At 42.5% G+C, this 24,423-nt stretch carries 28 protein-coding genes; all 28 read left to right on the top strand.

The genetic code is table 11. From position 1 onward, the window contains the following. The first annotated feature begins 72 nt into the window (after positions 1-72). Positions 73-2,091, top strand: a complete 2,019-nt coding sequence (locus tag G575_RS0100525; RefSeq protein ID WP_027970982.1) for a DUF1430 domain-containing protein — start codon at positions 73-75, stop codon at positions 2,089-2,091. Between the two features lies 1 nt (position 2,092). Then, positions 2,093-2,725 carry an ABC transporter ATP-binding protein gene (locus G575_RS0100520; protein WP_027970981.1) on the top strand — a complete coding sequence of 211 codons (633 nt, stop codon included), beginning with the start codon at positions 2,093-2,095 and terminating at the stop codon, positions 2,723-2,725. Positions 2,726-2,840: 115 nt separating this feature from the next. Next, positions 2,841-3,917: an aspartate-semialdehyde dehydrogenase gene (locus tag G575_RS0100515; protein WP_027970980.1), complete on the top strand. Its 1,077-nt coding sequence runs from the start codon at positions 2,841-2,843 to the stop codon at positions 3,915-3,917. A 24-nt stretch (positions 3,918-3,941) separates the two neighbouring features. Continuing rightward, entirely contained in the window at positions 3,942-4,214 is a 273-nt protein-coding gene (locus G575_RS0100510) for a hypothetical protein (RefSeq protein WP_027970979.1), read from the top strand. Between the two features lie 61 nt (positions 4,215-4,275). Next, positions 4,276-5,211, top strand: a complete 936-nt coding sequence (dapA, locus tag G575_RS0100505; protein WP_027970978.1) for a 4-hydroxy-tetrahydrodipicolinate synthase — start codon at positions 4,276-4,278, stop codon at positions 5,209-5,211. Between the two features lie 160 nt (positions 5,212-5,371). Then, positions 5,372-5,851 carry a hypothetical protein gene (locus G575_RS0100500; RefSeq protein WP_156874698.1) on the top strand — a complete coding sequence of 160 codons (480 nt, stop codon included), beginning with the start codon at positions 5,372-5,374 and terminating at the stop codon, positions 5,849-5,851. Between the two features lie 136 nt (positions 5,852-5,987). Continuing rightward, positions 5,988-6,326 (top strand): inorganic diphosphatase, encoded by a 339-nt coding sequence (locus tag G575_RS0100495; RefSeq protein ID WP_027970976.1) that lies wholly within the window; start codon positions 5,988-5,990, stop codon positions 6,324-6,326. A gap of 93 nt (positions 6,327-6,419) precedes the next feature. Beyond that, complete coding sequence (locus G575_RS0100490; protein ID WP_027970975.1) at positions 6,420-6,689, top strand: zinc ribbon domain-containing protein; 270 nt, start codon at positions 6,420-6,422, stop codon at positions 6,687-6,689. A gap of 183 nt (positions 6,690-6,872) precedes the next feature. Next, positions 6,873-7,286, top strand: coding sequence for a DUF1801 domain-containing protein (locus tag G575_RS0100485; protein WP_027970974.1), 414 nt, complete (start codon positions 6,873-6,875; stop codon positions 7,284-7,286). Beyond that, on the top strand, positions 7,279-7,959 hold the full coding sequence (locus G575_RS0100480) for a YdeI/OmpD-associated family protein (protein WP_027970973.1): 681 nt from the start codon (positions 7,279-7,281) through the stop codon (positions 7,957-7,959). Before G575_RS0100485 ends, G575_RS0100480 begins: the two co-directional genes overlap by 8 nt. 116 nt (positions 7,960-8,075) lie before the next feature. Continuing rightward, a complete protein-coding gene (locus tag G575_RS0100475) occupies positions 8,076-8,414 on the top strand; it encodes an ATP cone domain-containing protein (protein ID WP_027970972.1) in 339 nt (112 codons plus the stop codon). 69 nt (positions 8,415-8,483) lie between these two features. Continuing rightward, positions 8,484-8,696 carry a DUF1858 domain-containing protein gene (locus G575_RS0100470; protein ID WP_037622461.1) on the top strand — a complete coding sequence of 71 codons (213 nt, stop codon included), beginning with the start codon at positions 8,484-8,486 and terminating at the stop codon, positions 8,694-8,696. A 1-nt stretch (position 8,697) separates the two neighbouring features. Next, on the top strand, positions 8,698-10,056 hold the full coding sequence (locus G575_RS0100465) for a DUF438 domain-containing protein (protein ID WP_027970970.1): 1,359 nt from the start codon (positions 8,698-8,700) through the stop codon (positions 10,054-10,056). 179 nt (positions 10,057-10,235) lie between these two features. Further along, positions 10,236-10,619: a lactoylglutathione lyase gene (gene gloA / locus G575_RS0100460; protein ID WP_027970969.1), complete on the top strand. Its 384-nt coding sequence runs from the start codon at positions 10,236-10,238 to the stop codon at positions 10,617-10,619. Between the two features lie 208 nt (positions 10,620-10,827). Continuing rightward, complete coding sequence (gene pynA / locus G575_RS0100455) at positions 10,828-11,511, top strand: pyrimidine 5'-nucleotidase PynA (RefSeq protein ID WP_027970968.1); 684 nt, start codon at positions 10,828-10,830, stop codon at positions 11,509-11,511. A 67-nt stretch (positions 11,512-11,578) separates the two neighbouring features. Next, a complete protein-coding gene (locus G575_RS0100450) occupies positions 11,579-12,022 on the top strand; it encodes a VOC family protein (protein ID WP_027970967.1) in 444 nt (147 codons plus the stop codon). Positions 12,023-12,081: 59 nt separating this feature from the next. Then, positions 12,082-13,869, top strand: coding sequence for an excinuclease ABC subunit UvrC (uvrC, locus tag G575_RS0100445; RefSeq protein WP_027970966.1), 1,788 nt, complete (start codon positions 12,082-12,084; stop codon positions 13,867-13,869). A gap of 331 nt (positions 13,870-14,200) precedes the next feature. After that, positions 14,201-15,622 (top strand): PTS sugar transporter subunit IIC, encoded by a 1,422-nt coding sequence (locus G575_RS0100440; protein WP_027970965.1) that lies wholly within the window; start codon positions 14,201-14,203, stop codon positions 15,620-15,622. A gap of 63 nt (positions 15,623-15,685) precedes the next feature. Continuing rightward, positions 15,686-15,964 carry a PTS sugar transporter subunit IIB gene (locus tag G575_RS0100435; RefSeq protein WP_027970964.1) on the top strand — a complete coding sequence of 93 codons (279 nt, stop codon included), beginning with the start codon at positions 15,686-15,688 and terminating at the stop codon, positions 15,962-15,964. Positions 15,965-16,019: 55 nt separating this feature from the next. Next, the gene (locus tag G575_RS0100430; RefSeq protein WP_027970963.1) at positions 16,020-16,505 is read left to right on the top strand and encodes a PTS sugar transporter subunit IIA; all 486 of its coding nucleotides are present in this window, start codon (positions 16,020-16,022) and stop codon (positions 16,503-16,505) included. A 12-nt stretch (positions 16,506-16,517) separates the two neighbouring features. Next, positions 16,518-17,183 (top strand): 3-keto-L-gulonate-6-phosphate decarboxylase UlaD, encoded by a 666-nt coding sequence (locus G575_RS0100425; RefSeq protein WP_027970962.1) that lies wholly within the window; start codon positions 16,518-16,520, stop codon positions 17,181-17,183. Positions 17,184-17,187: 4 nt separating this feature from the next. Then, positions 17,188-18,051, top strand: a complete 864-nt coding sequence (locus G575_RS0100420; RefSeq protein ID WP_027970961.1) for an L-ribulose-5-phosphate 3-epimerase — start codon at positions 17,188-17,190, stop codon at positions 18,049-18,051. Continuing rightward, positions 18,051-18,767 (top strand): L-ribulose-5-phosphate 4-epimerase, encoded by a 717-nt coding sequence (locus G575_RS0100415; protein WP_027970960.1) that lies wholly within the window; start codon positions 18,051-18,053, stop codon positions 18,765-18,767. The genes G575_RS0100420 and G575_RS0100415 overlap by 1 nt, the downstream gene beginning before the upstream one ends. Before the next feature lie 94 nt (positions 18,768-18,861). Further along, a complete protein-coding gene (locus G575_RS0100410; RefSeq protein WP_027970959.1) occupies positions 18,862-20,544 on the top strand; it encodes a BglG family transcription antiterminator in 1,683 nt (560 codons plus the stop codon). Positions 20,545-20,649: 105 nt separating this feature from the next. Next, positions 20,650-21,741, top strand: coding sequence for an L-ascorbate 6-phosphate lactonase (ulaG, locus tag G575_RS0100405; RefSeq protein ID WP_024381204.1), 1,092 nt, complete (start codon positions 20,650-20,652; stop codon positions 21,739-21,741). Between the two features lie 96 nt (positions 21,742-21,837). Next, complete coding sequence (locus tag G575_RS0100400; protein ID WP_027970958.1) at positions 21,838-22,308, top strand: hypothetical protein; 471 nt, start codon at positions 21,838-21,840, stop codon at positions 22,306-22,308. An 88-nt stretch (positions 22,309-22,396) separates the two neighbouring features. Continuing rightward, positions 22,397-23,002 carry a nitroreductase family protein gene (locus tag G575_RS0100395; protein ID WP_027970957.1) on the top strand — a complete coding sequence of 202 codons (606 nt, stop codon included), beginning with the start codon at positions 22,397-22,399 and terminating at the stop codon, positions 23,000-23,002. Between the two features lie 9 nt (positions 23,003-23,011). Further along, positions 23,012-24,418, top strand: coding sequence for a dipeptidase PepV (gene pepV / locus G575_RS0100390; RefSeq protein WP_027970956.1), 1,407 nt, complete (start codon positions 23,012-23,014; stop codon positions 24,416-24,418). Positions 24,419-24,423: the final 5 nt, after the last annotated feature.

Below are 24,423 nucleotides of genomic sequence, written 5' to 3'. Positions count from 1 at the left end.
GTTATATTATATATGAAAAATATACATATAAAATATCTACATATAGCACTTACGATTGTCGGAGGTAATGACATGAAAAGCCTGTTTGTTCTAATATCTAACGTGTTAGCCAGTCTCTTTTTTGTCTGGGTATTTACAGTTTGGTCGGATACCTTTGTGTCTCATTATTACCCATCGGTTGCGGTTATGGAGAGACCCTCTGATCTTACTTACCCTCAAGTGGCAGATGCTTTGGAGGATCTGGCGAGGCAACGTCACAGTCTGATTGCACTTCAACATTGGGATTTAGGCAGTGATGGGATATCTAAGCCGACTTACACAGTCTTTGGTGAGGGGGAATTACCAGATGGCTTAAAGGAAAAAGAGATTAAGGATGAGGAAGAAATCAATTTAGCGGTCAATTATTTCATTTTTTCCGGACAGTTGAGAGTTGGAGAATTAAAAGACGCTTTAAGTCAACTTGGTCTGACAAAGAGCCATATCCATTCACCATCATTTCTGAGCACTCTTAGTGTTGTTTTTGGTCGTGGTTTCCCATTTATGGGCTTGATAGTCTTTCTGCTGACTTTTGGGGCCATGACTGTGATTGGGCATATTAAGGTCTTACGGACAGTAGGCATTTTGCTTATTTCTGGTGAAAGACACTGGAAGATTTTTCTTGGTCATGTCCAGTCAGATAGCCTGATGTTAGCGCTTGGTTGCTTGGTAGGACTTGTAGTAGCTGCTCTTACAGGGAGCCTTCTTCACTTTACCTGGCTGCCATTTTACATGACAGTGATGGGTTTGTTAGCTTACAATCTGCTCTTACTAATCTTGTCACTGCTTTTGGCTCTTTTATTCGCCATTGCCATGAAGAGAATCTCTCTCATGCAAGTCATCAAAGGTAAGTTACCGGTGCGAGGCATGATGAGTGTCATGCTGATTGGGCAAGTGTTAGCAGTTTTGATGGTAGCTTTTGGGCTCCATAGGAGTGTGATTTATTTTCAAGGCATGCAGCAACAGGAGATGGGGCGTTTGGCTTGGGAGAAAGAACAGTCTCTCATTTCCTTGTCCATGAATCGAGACAGTTTTGAACGGGAATCTGTGGGAGAGGCAGGTGCAAGATCAAGCAACTGGTACAGCTTTGTCAATCAAGCGATAAAAGAAGATGTGGCGATTTTATCAGAACATTATTTGGGTCTTCGTAATATCGCTGCATTGACGACAAAAGGACACATGGAAGCTTCTTACGTCTGGGAAGATTATAGTCCTGAAGGCAATGCCCTTTATGTGACACCTCAGTACCTCAAACGCCAACAGGTAGAGGTTAGTCCAGAGATAGCTGAAAAGGCCAATAATCTCAGTCTTGGGGAATTTATCCTTCTCTTGCCTGAAAAGCTAAAACATGATGAGGCAAATTACCGTGCTTTATTTGAAAAGCATGTGACTCGCCAAACCGCAATGCGTGAGGCAACTATCGAACAGCCCATGACTGCGACGATTGCCTATCTAGATAATAATAAAGATCGATTTATCTACAATGCCAGTCCGATGACCTATCATCAATTTTTACGAGACCCCATTATCGTAGTCGTGACGCCTGAGGCTATGGGTGAACATTCCTATGACTTTTGGACCAATGTGTTGCAAACCTCTCTGTATATTGACGATTTGAAGACTGCGCAAAAACTCCTCCAGACACATGATTTGGTCAAGTTCGTCGGAGAACTAGGGTCTCCTTATCAGACCTATCTGACCTTATTGGATAATCTAAAGCGTGAGAGTCTTACAATGTTCCTAGGTTCCTTACTAGGTGTGGCGACGTCACTTCTCATGTTTAATACGATGAACCTGCTTTATTTTGCGGAGTTTCGTAGGGATATTTTTATTAAGCGAGTAGCAGGTTTTTCATTTTTTAGTCTCCATCGCAGCTATCTCTTAGCGCAATGCACAGTCTTTCTGCTTGGTTTTCTAGCCAGTAGTATGATGATCAGTAATGTTTGGGTTGGCGCAATAGTCTTTTGGGTATTTATGCTCAATGCCATGTTGTTACTAGCAGCTCAATCTCGTAAAGAAAATGCCATGTCTATGATAATGTTAAAAGGAGCTTAATATGATTACGCTAAAAAATGTCAGCAAGTCATTTGGTAAGAGATGCCTATTTTCAAATCTCTCGTTAACTTTTGAAGCTGGTAAGGTCTATGCTCTCATCGGTTCTAGTGGTAGCGGTAAAACCACGCTAATGAATATGATGGCTAAACTGGAAAGTTATGACGGTCAGATTATGTTTCGGGGGAAAGATCTCAAAAACTACACAGCGAGTGATTTTTTTCGTTGGGAGCTAGGCTATCTCTTCCAAAACTTTGGACTGTTAGAGAGTCAAACTATCGACGACAATTTAAAACTAGGGTTGATTGGTCGAAAAATAAGTAAAAAGGAGCGGCGAAAGTTAGAACTTTCAGCCTTGGCAACTGTAGGGCTTAGCTACTTGAATTTGAATCAAAAAATCTTTGAGTTGTCTGGTGGCGAAGCGCAACGAGTAGCTCTGGCTAAGCTTATGTTGAAAAATCCTCCTTTTATTCTTGCAGATGAACCGACTGCAGCCATTGATCCAGACACTTCAAAAGCTATCATGGAAATCTTACTATCCCTACGTCAAGCTAATCGCACCATTATCATTGCGACTCATAATCCGACTATTTGGGACATGGCAGATGAAGTGATATCAATTGATCAGTTAAGATAAAAAAGTTCTCATTTTGAGGACTTTTTCTGCTTTGCAAGACTTCGAAAATAAGGTATAATAGTTCTACTTACAATTTTTAGAAAATTTTGAAGAATTGACCTAAAGGAGATTTTTTATGGCTTATGTAGTAGCTGTTGTTGGTGCAACTGGTGCAGTTGGTGCCCAAATGATTAAAATGTTGGAAGAATCAACTCTACCAATCGAGAAAGTACGTTTCTTGGCTTCTGCTCGTTCAGCAGGCAAGACCTTGCAGTTCAAGGGACAGGACATTGTCATTGAAGAAACAACAGAGACAGCTTTTGAAGGCGTGGATATTGCCCTCTTCTCAGCTGGTGGCTCTACATCTGCCAAATACGCTCCTTATGCTGTGAAAGCTGGTGCGGTTGTAGTGGATAATACCTCTTATTTCCGTCAAAATCCAGATGTACCATTGGTTGTTCCAGAGGTAAACGCTCACGCACTAGATGCCCACAATGGTATCATTGCTTGTCCAAACTGTTCGACTATTCAAATGATGGTTGCCTTGGAACCTGTCCGTCAGAAATGGGGCTTGGAGCGGATTATCGTATCGACTTATCAGGCAGTTTCTGGTGCAGGTATGGGAGCTATCTTGGAAACGCAAGCTCAATTGCGTGCGGTCTTGAATGACGGTGTAGAGCCAAAAGCGGTGGAAGCAAATATTCTTCCTTCTGGTGGCGATAAGAAGCACTACCCAATCGGTTTTAATGCGATTCCACAAATCGATCTCTTCACTGAAAATGATTATACTTACGAAGAGATGAAGATGACTAAGGAAACTAAGAAAATCATGGAAGATGACAGCATTGCTGTTTCTGCAACCTGTGTCCGTATTCCAGTCTTGTCAGCTCACTCTGAGTCTGTTTACATTGAAACTAAAGAAATTGCTCCAATTGATGAGGTAAAAGCAGCCATTGCTGCCTTCCCAGGTGCAGTTTTGGAAGATGATGTGGCTAATCAGGTCTATCCGCAAGCCATTAACGCTGTTGGCAGCCGTGATACCTTTGTCGGTCGTATCCGTAAGGATTTGGACAAGGACAACGGTATTCACATGTGGGTTGTTTCTGACAACTTGCTTAAAGGTGCGGCTTGGAACTCTGTTCAAATCGCTGAAACCCTCCACGAACGTGGTCTAGTTCGTCCAACAGCAGACTTGAAATTTGAGTTGAAATAAGGACTAGGTTTAGGAGATTGAAAAATGAATGATAACATTGCTAAGAAAATGGGGCAACGCCCAAAGGTGCAAATTTTCTTCAGTACCGTTTTGGGTCTTGTAGTTGCCGTCTATGGATTCATTATCAGGCAAGATTTGTTAGTTTGGGAAGAAACAGGTGGAGAAAAACTCCTCCCACGCTTTATTTACTGGATTTATACTTTAGTGGGTGCTACTGGAGTCGCTCTCGCATTCCTAGCAGTGAGTATGATTTTCTTTGTCAATAGCTATCGTATTTTCAAAAAATTAAAAGCTTAGATGTTAAGGGCTTGGCTTTTGATGATTTGATTGTGGCATTCAGTTGTAGAAAGGTTGAGATATGTCTATTCAAGATTTACGTGATGTAAAAATCATAACAGCTATGATTACACCATTTAAAGAAGATGGTGCTATTAACTATGATGTGTTGCCAGAATTGATCGAACATTTGTTGGCTCATCATACAGAAGGGCTTTTGTTGGCAGGAACAACTGCGGAAAGTCCAACTCTGACACACGCGGAGGAATTGGAATTATTTGCAGCTGTGCAAAAAATCGTTAATGGTCGTGTGCCTTTGATTGCGGGTATCGGTACCAATGATACCCGTGACTCGATTGAGTTTGCTAAGGAAGTAGCGGCTTTTGGTGGCTTTGCAGCAGGTCTTGCTATTGTGCCTTACTACAACAAGCCTTCTCAAGAGGGAATGTATCAGCACTTTAAGGCTATTGCGGATGCCTCTGACTTACCAATCATTATTTACAATATCCCAGGTCGTGTCGTGGTCGAAATGACGCCTGAAACCATGTTGCGTTTGGCAGAACATCCAAATATCATCGGTGTCAAAGAGTGTACCAGCCTTGCTAATATGGCTTACTTGATTGAAAACAAACCAAAGGATTTCTTGGTTTATACAGGTGAGGACGGCGATGCCTTCCATGCTATGAACCTTGGAGCAGATGGTGTGATCTCCGTTGCTTCCCATACCAATGGCGATGAAATGTATGAGATGTTTACTGCTATTGAGCAGCAAGACATCCGAACAGCAGCCGCTATTCAACGCAAGTTTATTCCGAAAGTTAATGCCCTCTTCTCATACCCAAGTCCTGCACCCGTTAAGGCAGTTCTCAACTATCTTGGTTTTGAAGTTGGCCCACTCCGCTTGCCATTGGTACCATGCCCAGAAGAAGATGCCAAACGCATCATCAAAGTCGTAGTGGACGGCGACTATGAAGCAACTAAAGCAACCGTGACAGGCGTTGTTAGACCGGATTATTAGAATAAGCAGTGTAAAGTAGTGTTTAGTGGCTTTGCTAATAGTAACAGTTGATAGAAACTTGGGAAAGGTCCCCTCATTTCTTTTCTTATCCTAGGGAGGAAGATGTTAGTGACGAATGGATTGACTGAGGCCAATAAATAATGTTTAAAGGAATATCTGGATGTCAGAAACAATAATATGGTTAATAATGATTTTGCCTATTTTACCAGTTTCTATCGGTTTGATTATTTTTATAGGGATTCAGCGACACCGTCAGCGGGAAGCACAGCAACTGTCTGAGTTTGTAGGAGACAGTCTTGTCCTTGTGACCAAGGTGACATCGGGTGAGACTGATTTAGCTGACAATGTTTATATTCAATCTGTTAATGGTCAGCCTATCCAACGGGTTGTGCTTAGTCTAGGCGTGGCTGGTTACTATTTACCGGTTGGTGAGCAGGAATTGGTTGTAGCTGTTGATTATGGTGTCGGTCGCCTTGAACGTGGGAAAGTTATCCGTCATGAGGGACTCAAGTTGACCGTACATGTGGACAAAGGCATCAACTACCACCTTTCTTACCATGTGCCATCTGGGAAACTTAATTTTGAGCCCTATGAAAATCCGAGGCTTATCAAACAGCCAAAAAGCGGTCCTTTTTTCTAGTCAAAGAGTTATATCCTGAGGCCTATTCGTGGCTGATTAAAACCAAAGAAACGAAGTATTTCAGCTGGCATCTGAAATACTAAAGTCCGCATCTTAGACCTGAAAAACCACTCTATCTAGCAAAAGGAGATGCTTTATGACAACTGTTCCAAGTCGCGTTAGGGTTCATATTGATAGGCCACTAGGGAGTAGGCATCCTAAGTACAAAGATATGGTTTACCCCGTTAACTATGGCTATGTTCCGAATATTTTAGGAGGGGATGGACAGGAGCAAGATGTCTATCTCTTGGGAATAGCAGAGCCCTGTCGTCAGTTTGAAGGAAAGGTTATAGCTGTCATTCATCGACGAGATGACTGTGAGAGCAAATGGGTAGTGGTACCCGAGGGCACCTTCTTTTCGGAGGATGAGATCAAAGAAGCAGTCGCTTTTCAAGAACAATATTTTGATAGCTGGATTGAGCTATTGAAATCGTAGAAGTCAGTAAAAGGTAAAGTTGTCAATGAAGGTATTCCGTTCATTAACTCCCTTACTTTTTATCCAATCTAGATATATTAAGAGGTAAATCTTGTGGAAAAATTTTGCCAATCTTGTGCCATGCCACTTCATTTGCATGGACAAGATGTTAGAGGAACAGAAGCTGATGGAAGTCTTTCGCTAATGTATTGTTCTTATTGCTACACTGCTGGTGCTTTTATTGAACCCGGTATCACATTTGAAGAAATGGTAACAAAAGGGAAAACGGCTATTTCAAATGGCCAAGGAAATGCCATTGTCAAATTCCTGATGAAAGTTAGCTATCCAATCATGTTGAAAAAAGTTAAGCGTTGGCAGTCTTAAGCTAATCGCTTAGAAAAGAAAACGATCTATCCGTAGCACGGCAGAAATGGATAGACAGTTTATTGACCACAGTACAGATGATTATCCTCCTTGATTAGGAGGATTTTTCTCTAGCGAAAAACTAGCAGAAAGTGGTTTAAAATGTTAGACTAGAAAAGAAATTGACCCCTAGAAAGGAACAATATGGGAAAATTTGCACCCACTGAGCAATCAGTAGACGAACTCTTTGCCGAATTGAAAACAACAAGCAAACAAGAAGATGCTTATCGTCTCCTAGAGATGTATAGACGCATCAGCAAAGAAGACCCTGTGGTCTGGTATCCTGGTATTGTTGGTTTTGGTAGGTATCATTACAAGTATGAAACTGGGGTTGAAGGCGATGCCCCGCGTTTAGCCTTTGCTCCAAGACAGGCTAAAATCAGTCTCTATATTGATCAACATTTGCCAAAGAGAGCGTCATTACTGCAAGCATTAGGAAAGCACAAGGCAGCGGTTGGCTGTGTCTATGTCAATAAATTAGCGGACATTGACTTACAGGTGTTAGAGGAGATTTTGCGGGCATCACTTGAGCATTTAGCAGGGAGATACGATGGATAGGCTATTACTTCAAAAATTAAAGTTAGATACCTTTAGTGACTTAGCCATGATTAGACCAGCAAAAGAAGCACAAACAGCTTTTGATGGCTTTGACTTTCCATCTCCTCTCGCTTTAAAACTCCAGTTAGCCATAGCCTATGTCTATAGCTTGGAGGAGATGAAAGACGTCATTGTTCAATGCTCAGATAAGGAAGTCTTAGTGGAAAATGGACAGCTGTATCTTCTTTACCCCAAAATGAAAAATAAATTAGGGCATCCACCCATTCATCGTGACGCCATTTTTCCTTATTTAGAGGTTGATGATGAGGACGGCTATGTCAAAGCTAGTGACTATAAGTTCAATCGCATGCTGGCACTGGATGACAATTACACCTTGGTGGCTCTGAAATATCAGCCGAAAAGAAGGGTTAAGGGAACCATGCGTTCTTCTGCTAGGGTCAATGATTACCTCGATAGAATCAAAGATATTGAGGCCTTTTTGGCAGCTTATCCTGAGCAACTAGCTTTCTACCAAGGACTGACACCGGGGTATCAAAAAGACTGGGCACGCCATGTCTACTCAGCCAAAACAGAGGTCACTATCTCAAAACGCCTAGAAGAGATGGTAAGGATTTTATCAGAGGGCTATAAAACCAAGCAACACTATCGTGAGGGAAAAAAGTATAGCCTTTAAGACAGAAACACTTTTCGGCTTGATTTAGAGGCTTATCTTATGTAAAGACTTGACAAATCATGAAAACATTTGCATAATGTAAGTAAAGATGAAAAGACATGAAAAGAGGTGTGTCTATGCAAATTATTAAACGTGACGGTCAAGTGGCTGACTTTAATCCTGATAAAATTTATCAAGCAATCTTAAAAGCAGCTCAAACTGTCTATGCCCTTGATGACGACTGGCGTCAGAAGTTGGCACAGGTGACTAAAAAGGTTGTCATTGACTTACAAGAAGCACAAGCAGAGCGCCCGACCATTAGCATGATTCAATCCTGTGTTGAAAATCGTCTGATGGATGCAGGCTATATCACGATTGCTGAGCATTATATTTCTTATCGTTTGCAACGCGATTTAGAACGGAATGGCTATGGTGATAAGATTGTAGTGCATTTACGATTTGAACAGACGAAATAAAGATGTAAAAGGGGCTTTGGCTCCTTTTTCGCTCATAAAGTTAAGGAGAATCTTGTGAATACCATTGATATGAGTCAGCCTGTGGCTGAGATTATTGCTAAAAATCCAGAAGTCTTGGAGTTATTGGTTGGTTTAGGCTTTAAACCACTTGCTAACCCTGCGATGCTACATACGCTTGGAAAGGTAACCAGTTTAAAAGCAGGCGCAAAGATTGCCCATATTCCCATAGAAAAAATAAAAGAAACGCTAGAGTGGAATGGTTATGACGTGATTGGAGAGTGACATGATAAGAAATCGTATTGATATTTTGAAAGATATTTTATTGGACTTGCACAACGGAGCCAGTCCTGAGAGTGTTCAAGAGCAATTTAACCAACACTTCAAAGGGGTTTCTGCCCTTGAGATTTCCTTGATGGAGCATGAGCTGATGAGCTCAGATACTGGCATTACCTTTGAAGATGTGATGAGCCTGTGTAATGTCCATGCCAATCTTTTTAAGGGATCAATTGCAACCGTTGATACGCCTGATGTAGATCAAGAAGGGCATCCAGTTTATGTGTTTAAACAAGAAAATTTGGCTCTGCGGGCTGCTATATTACGGATTCGTCGTATCATGGAGAATCTGGCAAAGCCTGAACAAGAGAAGATCCAAGAAGAACTATTCAAAGGTCTCAAACACCAAATCGCTCTTCTTGGGCAATTTGACAATCACTATAACCGAAAAGAGCAGCTCTTTTTTCCCATCATGGAGCGCTACGGGCATGATGCTCCTCCAAAAGTGATGTGGGGAGTGGATGATCAGATACGCGACTTATTTAAAAAAGTGAGACATCAGGTTGAGAGCTTCACAGACTTCGATAGCCAAATCTTCTCAGAGGCGTTTGATGCCTTTTCGCATGAGTTTGAGGAGATGATTTTTAAAGAGGAAGCCATTCTCTTGATGATATTATTGGAGACGCTTACTCAGGATGACTGGTTGTCGATTGCCAAGGAGAGCGATACTTACGGCTATGCCATCATTAAGCCAACAGCTACATGGCAACCTCACCGTCATGATTTTACAGCTAATGATATGGTGTCAGAGCAGGAGGGATCCAAGGAGCAGCTCTTGGCCAATCAGATCCAAGACGTTCAAGGCGGTCAGACACGTGTTATTGAGACACCAGAGGGAACATTTAGCATTAGTTTTACCCCAAAAGAAAAAGAGGCGGCATTTGATGTTACAACACCCCAAGCCTTTGGGAATGGCTACCTTTCTGTTCAGGAAGCTAACTTGATTTTAAACCATCTTCCTCTAGAAATCACCTTTGTGAACAAAGAAGACATTTTTCAGTATTACAATGATAGCGTGCCAGCAGAGGAAATGATTTTCAAGCGTAGCCCTTCTCAGATTGGACGTCATGTTGAGCTCTGTCACCCTCCAAAAGTTCTAGACAAGGTCAAAAAAATCTTTGAACTCCTGCGTTCGGGTCAAAGAGATAAGGTTGTCATGTGGTTCAAATCTGAAAAAATGGGAAAATTTGTCCATGTTACTTACGCGGCTGTGCGTGATGAGAATGGGGAGTTTCAAGGTGTTTTGGAATATGTTCAAGATATTCAGGAATTTTTTGAACTTGAAGGCGATAGCATGCGAGAGATTTAAGCTCAGAACGAATCCTTAATAACCAATAAGGACTTCTCAAAAAGTCTCGAGAGACTAGATTATTTGATGATATGTCTTAAGTGATGGAGAAGTGATTTTCACCGTGTTAGGTAAGGTTAGGTTCGTTTTTCAGGATAAATATGCTATACTAAAGGCATAACAATAAAAGGAGTACCAATATGGCCAGTAAAAAAATGTTGCATGCTTGTTTGCGAGTTGAAGATCTAGAAGCTTCGCAAAAATTCTATGAAGAAGGTTTTGGCTTTAAGGAAACCCGTCGTAAGGACTATCCCGAGCATCAATTTACCCTTGTCTACCTTGCACTTCCAGGTGATGACTTTGAGATTGAATTGACTTATAACTACGATCACGGGCCTTATACAGTAGGAGATGGCTTCTCACATTTGGCTCTCTCATCTGATGACTTAGAAGGGGATAATGCAAGGCACAAGGAGCTTGGCTACCCAACGACAGATATTAAGGGATTGCCAGGAAGTCCAGGACGCTACTATTTTGTAACAGATCCTGATGGCTACCGCGTGGAAGTGATTCGTGCAGACTAGTTTTGGAACAGAAATAGTTGCTTGACGGTGTGACAAGTCTCATCGACTATTTTGAGAACACTTGCCTAAAATCGTTAACGTGTCATGAAGACACATAATCATAAGAGTAGCTAGTAAGTCATTTAGGAAATCCCCAAAGAGCTTGCCGCCCACTCTTGAGTGACTTTAGTCTCAAGAGTGGTAATGAATTGAAAGGAAAATTCCCATATTGCATTACAAATTTCTATTATTCGACCTTGACCATACCCTTTTAGATTTTGAGCTTGCTGAAGATATGGCATTGACCTTTTTACTTGAAGAAGCAGGCGTGTCAGAAATTCAGGCCTATAAGGATTATTATGTGCCGATGAATGCTGCTCTTTGGCGTCAGCTTGAGCGTGGAGAAATCAGTAAATCAGAGCTCATTGCAACCCGTTTTTCCCGAGTATTTGATCATTTTGGTCAGGAGAGGGATGGAGAGCACCTTGCCTTACGTTACCAGCATTTTCTAAGCCAACAAGGGCAGACTTTTTCAGGGGCGCGTGAACTTTTGGAAGAATTGAAGGCTCGAGGCTATCGTCTTTTTGGTGCCACAAATGGCGTCACCCTTATTCAAGAAGGACGCCTTGAGCAGTCAGCTATTGGGCATCTCTTTGAGCGGGTTTTTATTTCGGAACAAATTGGCACTGCTAAGCCAGATAGGGCTTATTACGATTGGATTGCTTCAGAGATTGATGGTTTTGATCAGAAAGCTGCGCTAATGATCGGTGATAGTCTGACAGCAGACATTCAAGGAGGAAATCAATCAGGCATTGATACGGTATGGTTTAATCCAGAAGAAAAGCCAAATAATAGCTCAGCCATTCCCACCTATCAAGTAAATTCTTACGCAGAGCTTTTAGAACTTTTGTAAGACAGATGATTTGCTTCTAATCACTTCTTTTGATATAATGAGCCATTCACAAAACTTGGAGGTCCTCATGCTTAAAGCAATGGAAGCTTATCTCGTTACCAATGGTAATGGTCAGGAAGCAATTGAATTTTATAAAAACGCCCTTGGTGCCGAAGTAGAACAAGTCAATCTCTACAAAGATTTCGTGCCAAACTGCCCAGCAGAATTAGAAAACTTTGTCATGAACGCTCAGTTCCGTTTGAGTAATGGTCAACGGTTCATGTTGTCAGACAACAATCCAGAAATGCCATACTCAGTAGGGGACAACATTACTGTTGCCTTGATTACAGATGACGAAGCGACAGCAAAAGACTTGTTTGCTAAATTGTCTGAAGGTGCCAAGCAAATCACTATGGACTTGCAAGCTGTGCCATGGTCACCAGCTTACGGCTCATTGCAAGACAAGTTCGGTATCCACTGGCAAGTCAATGCAGAAGTAGCAGGCTACGGTCAAGAATACTACGCAGACTAAGATGAATCATAGATGAGTTGGGATAAGGTCCTAGCTCATTTTTTTGCTATAATAAACCTATGAATACAACCATTAAACACAAACTAGAGCTTTTGCCAGACAGCCCTGGCTGTTATTTGCATAAGGATAAAAATGGAACCATTATCTATGTGGGTAAGGCTAAGAATCTGAAAAACCGCGTTCGTTCCTATTTCCGTGGTAGTCACGATACCAAGACAGAGCTACTGGTATCTGAGATTGAGGATTTTGAGTTTATTGTAACAGAATCAAATATTGAAGCGCTTTTGCTTGAAATCAATCTGATTCAGGAGAATTTACCAAAGTACAACATCAAACTCAAGGATGACAAATCCTATCCTTTTATCAAGATTACCAAAGAAATTTACCCTCGCCTGATCATTACCCGTCAGGTCAAGAAAAATGATGGCCTTTATTTTGGCCCCTATCCTGATAGCGGTGCGGCAAATGACATCAAAAAACTCTTGGATCGCATTTTCCCTTTTAGAAAATGCACCAACCCAGCCAATAAAGTCTGCTTTTATTATCATTTGGGGCAATGCAATGCCCACACCACTTGTCAGACAGATAAAGCATACTGGGATGGGCTGATTGAAGATGTCAAAAACTTTTTGAATGGCCATGATGACAAGATTGTCAATCAACTCAAAGCAAAAATGCAGGAAATGGCAGAAAGCATGGCCTTTGAACGGGCTGCAGAGTACCGTGATTTGATTGAAGCGGTAAATACCCTTCGCACCAAGCAGCGTGTCATGCATCAAGACATGCAAGATAGGGATATTTTTGGCTATTATGCCGATAAGGGATGGATGTGTGTGCAGGTTTTCTTTGTGCGTCAGGGAAAACTTATCCAGCGTGATGTCAATCTCTTTCCCTACTATAATGAGGCTGGAGAAGATTTTTTGACCTATCTTGGGCAATTTTACAGGGATAGTAGTCATCTTATGCCTGGTGAGATTTTCATTCCATCAGATATTGACCAAGAGTCGGTAGAAGCCTTGGTGACCGCTAAGGTAATTAAGCCACAAAAAGGTGAGAAAAAACAGCTGGTCAATCTTGCTACAAAAAATGCTCGTGTTAGTTTGGAGCAGAAGTTTAACCTTATCGAGAAAGACTTGATTAAAACTCAAGGCGCGGTTGATAACCTCGGCCTCCTCTTAGGGATTCCAACGCCAAATCGCATCGAGGCCTTCGATAACTCCAATATCATGGGGACGAGTCCTGTGTCAGCTATGGTTGTTTTTGAAAATGGAAAGCCAGCCAAGAAGGAATACCGTAAATATAAGATTCAGACAGTTGACGGTCCAGATGATTATGCCAGCATGCGTGAAGTGATTCGACGTCGTTATAGTAGGGTAAAGCGTGACGGTCTCATCTTGCCAGATCTGATCATCATTGATGGTGGGCAAGGTCAGGTCAATGTGGCAAAGAAAGTGATTGAGGATGAATTAGGACTTTCTATCCCTATTGCTGGTCTACAAAAAAATGATAAGCACCAGACCCATGAATTGCTTTTCGGCAATCCGTTAGAAGTCGTCGAGCTTCCCAGAAATTCTCAGGAATTTTTCCTACTGCACCGTATTCAGGATGAGGTGCACCGATTTGCCATTACTTTCCATAGGCAAGTGAGAAGTAAAAACAGCTTTAGCTCAAAACTGGATGGTATTAAAGGCCTTGGACCAAAGCGGAAGCAGGCTTTACTCAAAGCCTTTAAGTCTATTACGGCTATTCAACAAGCTAGCATTGATGAGATGAGGTCTCTGGGGGTACCTGAGACGGTTGCTGAGCGCGTGCTTGAGGTTTTAAAGCATCAAGCAGAAGCTAAGTAAGAGTATTGCTTAGCGTTGACTAGCCTATCGTAACTGTCTAGTAAACCAGTTACTGACGAATAGGGGGAAGGGAACACTAAACTGAGATTAGACACATCTCTTAATAGCATCAAAAGGTTTTAAATCAGCATTTAGGAAGGCTCATTTAAAGCCTTTTTTGATTACCTTTCTGCTATTTTTGCTTTTGTACTCACCGCCTTTCCAATCTGTTTGTCAGAAGAATAGTCCAAGAGTGAACAGTTGCCTGTGTAATTCTTGGTCTTTTACAAGCGCTTACAAAAGGTTATGATGAATATGTAAAATAAAACAAATCAAAAGAGAGGTATATCGTATGAATATCCTACAATGGTTCTCAACCAACATTTTGCAGAACCCTGCATTCTTTGTTGGTCTCTTGGTTTTAATAGGATACATTCTCCTAAAAAAACCAGCCCATGAAGTTTTTGCTGGATTTATCAAAGCAACGGTTGGTTATCTGATTTTAAACGTCGGTGCTGGGGGCTTGGTCACAACCTTCCGTCCAATTCTCGTTGCCCTTGCTAAAAAGTTTGAATTGGAAGCAGCGGTTATTGACCCTTATTTTGGGCTTGCAGCAGCCAATGCAAAATTAACTGAAATGGGCTTCATCGATGTGGCGACCACAGCTCTCTTGATTGGCTTTGGAGTAAACATCCTTCTGGTAGCCCTTCGTAAAGTAACCAAAGTTCGTACCTTATTCATCACAGGGCATATCATGGTGCAACAAGCTGCGACTATTTCAGTGTTTGTTCTCCTTTTGATCCCTCAGTTGCAAAATGCAGCTGGCGCTTGGGCGGTAGGTATCATCTGTGGTCTTTACTGGGCAGTCAGCTCAAATATGACCGTTGAAGCGACGCAACGTTTGACAGGTGGTGGCGGATTTGCCATCGGTCACCAACAACAATTTGCCATTTGGTTTGTCGATAAGATTGCGCCAAAACTTGGTAAAAAAGAAGATAATTTGGACAACTTGAAGTTGCCTAGCTTCCTCAATATCTTCCATGATACTGTTGTGGCTTCAGCGACTTTGATGTTAGTATTCTTTGGTGCGATTTTGGCGGTTCTTGGTCCAGAAATCATGTCAAATGCAGAATTGATTGGCCCTGGGGCATTTAACCCAGCTAAATCATTCTTCATGTATGTGATGCAAACAGCTTTGACTTTCTCTGTTTATCTCTTCATTTTGATGCAGGGTGTGCGCATGTTCGTAGCAGAGTTGACAAATGCCTTCCAAGGTATTTCAAGCAAACTTCTTCCAGGTTCATTCCCAGCGGTGGACGTTGCGGCTTCTTATGGATTTGGTTCTTCAAACGCTGTGCTTTCGGGTTTCACTTTTGGTCTCGTTGGTCAGCTGATCACCATCGCACTTTTGGTTATCTTTAAAAATCCTATTCTTATCATCACAGGCTTTGTGCCAGTATTCTTTGATAATGCAGCCATTGCAGTCTATGCGGACAAACGTGGTGGTTGGAAAGCAGCTGCTGTTCTCTCCTTCCTTTCAGGGGTTCTCCAAGTAGCGGTTGGTGCTGTAGCTGTGGCACTTCTTGGATTGAAGGGTGGTTACCACGGCAATATCGACTTGGCAATTCCATGGGTACCATTTGGCTATCTCTTTAAATACATCGGCATTGCAGGATATGCTTTAGTTTGCTTGTTCTTGCTCGTTATCCCGCAACTGCAATTTGCCAAAGCAAAAGATAAAGAAGCTTACTATCGTGGCGATGTTCAAGACTAATCTTGGCAATATCCCAAATCACCATGTTGAAAATGATATATTCTATAATAGGAGGAAGAGACAATGGTTAAAGTATTAACGGCTTGTGGCAATGGTATGGGCTCATCTATGGTTATTAAAATGAAAGTGGAAAAAGCCCTTCGTGAGCTTGGTGTCACAGATTTTCAATCCGCTTCATGCTCAGTTGGTGAGGCAAAAGGTTTGGCAGCTGGTTATGACATCGTTATTGCTTCTAAGCATTTGATTGCTGAGTTAGAAGGTCGGACTCAAGGTCACTTGGTCGGACTTGATAACCTCATGGATGACAATGAAATCAAGACTAAGTTACAGGAAGTATTATAGACAATAGTTAGGGGTAGGGAGTTTCCCTCCCCTTTCCTAATAGGAAGGATTTGTTATGAATTTACAAAAAGCATTTATCGAAAACAATTCCATTCGTTTGGGATTGACAGCGGAAACCTGGCAGGAAGCTGTTCATTTGGCAGTTGAGCCCTTGATTGACAGCGGTGCTGCAACGGAAGAATACTACGACGCAATCATCGCTTCGACTGAAGAATATGGTCCCTACTATGTGCTCATGCCAGGCATGGCTATGCCTCATGCCCAGGCAGGTGTCGGAGTCTTGAAGGATTCTTTTGCCTTGATAACTTTGACAAAGCCAGTAGCCTTTTCAGACGGTAAGGAAGTTTCTGTTCTGTTGACCTTGGCTGCGACAGATCCAAAGATTCACACATCAGTAGCTATTCCACAGATTATTGCCCTCTTTGAATTGGAAAATTCCATTGAGCGTCTGGTAGCTTGTCAGACACCGGAGGAAGTCTTGGCAATGGTGGAAGAATCAAAAAGTAGCCCGTACTTAGAAGGTTTAGATTTGGATAGCTAGGAGGAAGAAAAGATGACAAAACATATCCCAAATTTACAGGTTGCCCTTGACCATTCAGACTTGCAAGGAGCGATTAAGGCTGCAGTGTCTGTTGGACATGAAGTGGATGTTATTGAAGCAGGTACGGTTTGCTTGCTCCAAGTTGGTAGCGAGTTGGTAGAAGTTCTTCGTAGCCTCTTCCCAGACAAGATTATCGTTGCAGATACTAAGTGTGCGGATGCGGGTGGTACGGTTGCTAAAAACAATGCCGTTCGTGGTGCGGACTGGATGACCTGTATCTGTTCTGCAACCATTCCAACCATGGAAGCTGCTTTGAAGGCTATCAAGGAAGTGCGTGGTGACAAGGGTGAAATCCAAATCGAACTTTATGGTGATTGGACGTTTGAACAAGCTCAGCTTTGGTTGGATGCAGGTATTTCCCAAGCGATCTATCACCAATCTCGTGACGCCCTCCTTGCTGGCGAAACCTGGGGTGAAAAAGACTTGAACAAGGTGAAAAAATTGGTTGAAATGGGCTTCCGTGTTTCTGTAACAGGTGGTCTTGATGTGGATACCCTCAAACTCTTCGAGGGAGTAGATGTCTTCACCTTTATCGCAGGTCGCGGTATTACAGAAGCGGCAGATCCAGCGGCTGCGGCACGTGAATTCAAAGACGAAATCCGTCGTATCTGGGGGTAGGCCTATGGCACGACCAATCGGAATATATGAAAAGGCAACGCCCAAGCATTTCACATGGAAGGAGCGTTTGGAGTTTGCCAAAGAATTAGGTTTCGACTTTGTGGAAATGTCGGTAGATGAGAGCGATGCACGCTTGGCTCGTTTGGAATGGACCAAGGAAGAGCGTTTGGACTTGGTCAAAGCTATCTATGAAACAGGTGTCCGCATTCCGACAATCTGCTTCTCTGGTCACCGTCGTTATCCGCTTGGTTCCAATGATCCTACTCTTGAAGCTAAGTCCTTGGAAACCATGAAACAGTGTATTGAGCTGGCTCAGGATTTGGGCGTTCGGGTTATCCAGTTGGCTGGCTATGATGTTTACTATGAGGAAAAATCACCTGAAACCAGAGAGCGTTTCATCAAGAATCTCCGCAAGGCTTGCGACTGGGCAGAACAGGCTCAGGTCATGTTGGCCATTGAGATTATGGATGATCCATTTATCAACTCCATTGAAAAATATCTAGCAGTTGAGAAGGAAATCGATTCGCCTTATCTCTTTGTCTACCCAGATACTGGAAACGTATCTGCTTGGCACAATGACATTTACAGCGAATTTTACCTGGGACACCGTTCTATCGCAGCCCTTCACTTGAAAGATACCTATGCGGTAACCGAGAACTCCAAGGGTCAATTCCGTGATGTCCCATTCGGTCAGGGCTGTGTGGACTGGGACAATATGTTTGCAGTCTTGAAAAAGACTAACTACCAAGGTCCATTCTTGATTGAGATGTGGTCAGAAAACTGCGAAACGGTTGAGGAAACACGAGCAGCTATCAAGGAAGCGCAGGATTTCCTCTATCCATTGATTGAGAAAGCGGGGTTGAACTAATGCCAAAAGATTTACAGGAAATGCGCCAACGGGTCTATGAAGCCAATATTGCCCTGCCTGCCCACGGACTTGTCAAGTTTACCTGGGGAAATGTATCAGAAGTTTGCCGTGAACTTGGTCGCATTGTTATCAAGCCTTCTGGTGTGGATTATGAAAAATTGTCACCAGAAAACATGGTGGTGACTGATTTGGATGGAAATGTGGTAGAAGGAGATCTCAACCCGTCGTCTGACTTGGCGACCCACGTTGCCCTCTACAAGGCTTGGCCAAATGTACACGCCGTTGTGCATACCCATTCGACAGAGGCAGTTGGCTGGGCTCAGGCTGGTCGCGACATTCCATTTTATGGTACGACTCATGCGGACTATTTCTACGGTCCAGTACCATGTGCCCGTTCTTTGACGGCCGAAGAAGTGAATACTGCCTATGAAAAAGAAACAGGCTCAGTCATCATTGAGGAATTTGAGCGTCGTGGTATTGACCCAGTTGCTGTACCAGGAATTGTTGTCCGCAATCACGGTCCGTTCACTTGGGGCAAGGACCCTGCTCAGGCAGTTTACCACAGTGTTGTCCTAGAAGAAGTGGCTCGGATGAACCGCTACACCGAACAAATCAATCCACGGGTGGAACCAGCACCAAGCTACATTATGGATAAGCACTATCTCCGTAAGCACGGCCCAAATGCCTACTACGGCCAAAAGGGTGGCGAACATTAAGATGGTATCAAGAAGGTAAGACAGGAGTCTTATCTTCTATCTTTTTGTTAAGAAATATGTTAAAATAAAGCGATTTCAGTAAGGAGGATAGGTTATGGATAAGAGTAGCTATGACCTTTTGGCACACCTGATTCGTTTACAAGAGCCTGTGACGGTTATGGCTATCTCACGTGACTTGGGACAATCTCGCCGTAAGATTTACTACCAGATTGACAAAATAAACTCCCTATTACCAAGCCAGGTTCCCCCTATTGAGAGCCTGCCTAGGGTCGGTATCATGTTATCGGAGTGTCAAAAAGATGCGGCTCAGCAATTAATGCAGACCCTTGATTCCTATCAGTATGTGATGAATATGACGGAGAGGATGCAGTTGATGATGGTATATATTTGTATCACGTCAGAGCGCATCACTATTGAGAAGCTCATGGAACTGACAGAAGTCTCACGTAATACAGTCTTAAATGATCTCAATGAGATTCGAGCACAGCTGGCTAAAAATAGTTATCAAATGACCCTGTATGTGTCAAAGTCTCAAGGTTATGACCTCGCTTGCCATCCGCTTAATAAAATGCAATACATGCATACCCTTTTGAATAATTTATTAACAGAAGCAAGCGCGGGTTTCCTACAAATTTTAGAAACAAAAGTGGCTCAGTTTGAAGGTTGTCAACAATTCTTCTCACCAGAAATCACTCAGTTTTTGAGCCGTCAAGTGCCAGAAATTGAAAAAGGATTAAGCAAGAAAATCAATCCAGCAGAGATTGCATTTATGCTTAAAGTTTTGCCTTATCTCTTGCTTAGTTACCATAATACCGAATTAGATACGGTCGAAAAAGAAGCTATTGTCAGGGAATTTAATTTGGTCTATGAGCGCATTGAATACCGAGTGGCTCAACAACTCCAAGAGTCACTTGAAAAAGAGTTTGGCTTAGTGTTAGATGAGATTGAAGTCTCTCTCATAGCCATTTTACTCTTGTCCTATCGTAAGGATCGTGATGGGCATGTTAACAGTCAAGACTTTGTAGCGCTCAAAAAAGTTGTGGATCTCTTTATCGATGATTTTGAGAAAAATTCTTCCTTTGTCTTTGAAGATAAGGAAGAGCTCGCTCAGAACCTTCTTGCACATTGTAAGGCCTTGCTGTTTCGAAAAGCCTATGGCATCTTATCAAAAAATCCTTTGACAAAACAGATCAGGAATAAGTATCAAAGTCTATTTCAAGTGACGCGTCATGCCAGCCGTATCTTGGAAGAGGCTTGGCATATTGTCTTATCTGACGAGGATCTCGCTTATCTAACGGTTCACATGGGTGGAGCCTTGCGGCGAACGACTCATCAAAGAACAAGCTTTCCAACCGTTTTTATCATTTGTGATGAGGGCATATCTGTTCAACGCCTTTTAATTCGCCAGTGTCAGCAATACCTGCCTGATAAAATCATCTCAGCCGTATTTACAACAGAACAATTCAAAAGTGTAGAAGATCTCCTTGAAGTGGAGTTTTTGATTTCGACTAACGAAGCCTTGGAGACGCATTTGCCTTTAGTGCAAGTGCAGCCGATATTAGATTTTGATGATGTGATACGTCTAGTGCATTTTTCAAAATACCGTAGCTTTACGGATCATCAAAAAGGCTTTGCTGTAGAATTGGATCGTTTATTAACAGCTTACCTTTCGGATAGTCAGCAGGTGCTAGAGCTAAAGCAACGCCTGCAAAGTTTGATTGCTAACGAATTACTAACCTGTATTTCGGGGGCTTGTCTTGAAACGGATATCTATTAAAGTCCAAATGTGAACACAGCACTGTGTTAGATTTGGTCTTTTTTTTGTACCCAAGGGAGCTTATACTTAGACTATACAATACGAAAATCCTAGGAGGACTAAGAAATGGCTAAAGTTCAAGATATTACAAGAGAATCTTGGATTCTATCAACCTTCCCAGAGTGGGGAACATGGCTTAATGAAGAAATTGAAGAAGAAGTGGTGCCAGAGGGCAACTTTGCTATGTGGTGGCTTGGGAACTGTGGTGTTTGGATTAAGACACCTGGTGGAGCTAACGTGGTCATGGACCTTTGGTCATCTCGTGGTAAGTCCACTAAAAAAGTAAAAGATATGGTTTGGGGACACCAAATGGCCAACATGGCCGGTGTGCGCAAATTGCAACCAAACTTGCGTGTACAACCAATGGTCATCGACCCATTTGCAATCAACGAATTGGACTACTACCTGGTATCGCACGTGCATAGCGACCATATGGATATCAGCACTGCCGCTGCTATTATCAACAATCCAAAATTGGACCATGTGAAATTTGTTGGTCCAGTTGAAAGTGGCGATATCTGGGAAAAATGGGGTGTGCCCGCTGACCGTATCATCCGCATCGCACCAGGCGATAGCTTTGAATTCAAAGACATCAAGGTCCACGCAGTTGAGTCATTCGACCGTACCTGCTTGGTGACTTTACCCATCGAAGGCTACGACGAAAATGGTGGCAAACTAGCAGGTCTTCCTGTAACAGATGAACTCATGGCTCGCAAGGCAGTCAACTATGTCTTTGAAACACCTGGCGGAACCATCTACCACGGTGCAGATTCTCACTTCTCAAACTACTTTGCAAAACACGGTCGTGACTTCAACATTGACGTTGCTATTAACAACTACGGTGACAACCCAATCGGTATTCAGGACAAGATGACCTCTATCGATTTACTTCGTATGGCAGAAAACTTGCGTGCTAAGGTCATTATCCCTGTTCACTATGACATCTGGTCTAACTTCATGGCATCAACAGATGAAATTCTTCAACTATGGAAAATGCGGAAAGAACGCCTGCAGTATGACTTCCACCCGTTCATCTGGGAAGTTGGTGGTAAGTATACCTATCCACTTGATAAGGACCGCATTGAGTATCACCACCCACGTGGCTTTGATGATTGCTTCTTAGAAGATTCAAATATTCAATTCAAGGCCTTGCTATAAGAAGAGAAGAGGGCGGGACGAAAGTCCTGCCTTTTTTGTGACTTTTGTGACATCATGCTATAATGAAGCGTATCAAAATGTAAATAGAGGGAAGCTATGGGAATTGTAATACTTGTTGGGATGTTTGGCTCATTTTTATTGGGAATGCTTGTAACAGGGGTGAATCTTCTGGTCAATGCTTTACTGAGAAAAACGGGTTTTAATAATTACTTTTTGGTATCAAGTCTTGTTTTGATTGGGCTATTGTTAAGACTAGGTGGGACTGTTCTAGGATTTATGACCAATACTCATCTGTCATCAAGCGCATTACGATTAGCCGAACTCTTGCTATTTTTGCCTGCTTTTTTCATCCTAGTGATTAATTGGGGGTTAGGCCTGTGGTTTTCATTTAAGAAAAAGGGAGCGCCAAGTCTCATGATAGCAATCATGTTACTATTGGTTTTGATTTTCTGTCTATCAGGTCAAGGACTTTCTCTGATGATACTTTATGTCGTGGCGTGTCAAGTGTTTTGGCTACTCAACAGGCGTGCGGAGAAAGCAGAAAGAGCCAAGGGGGATGGGTTATAGAGAAAGACGATAACTTTTGCTCTGCCATTTCCCAAAAACCTAAATTATGGTAAAATGTAAGGGTAATCATATAGAAAAGAGGAAGCATATGAAATTCCTAGAATTGAATAAAAAGCGTCATGCCATCAAGCATTTTAATGACCAGCCGATTGACATCAAGGATGTGCGTACCGCCATTGAAATTGCAACGCTGGCACCGTCTGCCCACAATAGCCAACCATGGAAATTTGTGGTTGTTAAAGAGAAAAAAGCAGATTTAGCTGAACTTGCTCATGGGGCTAACAAAGAGCAAGTCAATGAATCTCAATACACCATTGTCCTCTTTACGGATACAGATTTAGTCAAACGGGCGCGTAAGATTGCTCGTGTTGGTGTTAAGAGTTTATCAGATGAGCGCCTCAGTTATTACATGGATGCTCTGCCACCTCGCTTTGCTAAATTTACCGAACAAGAAAAATCAGACTATTTGGCTTTGAATGCTGGTATTGTTACCCATAACCTTGTTATGGCTCTAACTGATCAAAAAATTGGGTCAAACATGATTCTTGGATTTGATAAAAGTAGCAGGGTAAACGACGTCCTTGACATTGATAAACGTTTCCGTCCAGAACTCTTGATAACGGTAGGTTATACCGATGAAAAACCAGAACCTAGCTACCGTTTGCCAGTAGATGAAGTAATTGACTATAAGTAAGGAGAAAGCATGACCATTGATTTTAAAGCAGAAGTAGACAAACGCCGTGAGGCCATGATGGCTGACCTTTTTAGCCTTCTTGAGATTAATTCCGAACGTGATGATTCAAAAGCAGATAAAGACCATCCTTTTGGTCCAGGGCCTGTGCGTGCGCTAGAGAAATTTTTAGAAATAGCAGAGCGTGACGGTTACAAGACGCGTAATATTGATAATTACGCTGGAGATTTTGAATACGGCGACGGTGAAGAAGTGCTTGGTATCTTTGCCCACTTGGATGTGGTGCCAGCTGGTTCAGGTTGGGACACAGACCCTTACACACCGACCATCAAAGATGGCAAACTCTTTGCCCGTGGGTCTTCAGATGACAAAGGGCCAACCATGGCTTGTTATTACGGCTTAAACATCATCAAAGAGTTAGGACTTCCTGTCTCTAAAAAAGTTCGCTTTATTGTGGGAACAGATGAAGAGTCAGGTTGGGCAGATATGGATTACTACTTTGAGCATAACGGCCTCAAAGATCCTGACTTTGGCTTCTCACCAGACGCAGAATTCCCAATCATCAACGGGGAAAAAGGAAACATTACGGAGTACTTGCATTTTGATGGTCAAAATGATGGTGAATGTGTCCTTCACAGCTTAAGCGGTGGTCTTCGTGAGAATATGGTACCAGAGTCTGGGACAGCTGTGATTTCAGCACCATTAACCTTATCAGATTTACAGGAAAAACTTTCAGACTTTACCAGTCAAAATCCAGTCACAGCTACTGTGTCTGAAGAAGCAGGTCGTTTTACCATTACCTTCATTGGAAAGTCGGCTCACGGCGCTCATCCAGAAGCAGGTATCAATGGGGTAACTTACCTTGCTCATTTCCTTGGGCAATTTGACTTTGCTGGAGCAGCGCGTGACTACCTCTATGTTGCAGGACAGGTTATCCATACAGACCATTACGCTGAAAAGACTGGTGTTGCCTACACTGATGAGAAAATGGGTCAATTGACCATGAATGCAGGGGTCTTTAAGTTTGATGCAACTTCAAGTGATAATACCATTGCTCTCAATTTCCGCTACCCACAAGGGACAGACAAAGAAACGATTCAATCAGTTTTAGAAACCTTAACGGGCGTTAAGAGTGTTACCCTTGCAGCCCATGGACATGTTCCACATTACACCCCTATGGATGATGAACTTGTATCGACCTTACTAGCGGTTTATGAAAAGCAAACAGGATTAAAAGGATTTGAACAAATCATTGGTGGTGGAACCTTTGGACGCCTTCTTAAGCGGGGTGTTGCTTTTGGAGCTATGTTCCCAGGCTACACAGACACTATGCATCAGGCTAATGAATTTGCGGATGTCGAAGATTTATATCGTGCAGCAGCCATTTATGCAGAAGCTATCTATGAGTTGATCAAATAGTAAGT

This window comes from Streptococcus plurextorum DSM 22810 (assembly GCF_000423745.1).
GTDB classification, from domain to species: Bacteria; Bacillota; Bacilli; order Lactobacillales; family Streptococcaceae; genus Streptococcus; species Streptococcus plurextorum.
This window is presented reverse-complemented; position numbering and strand designations above follow the sequence as displayed.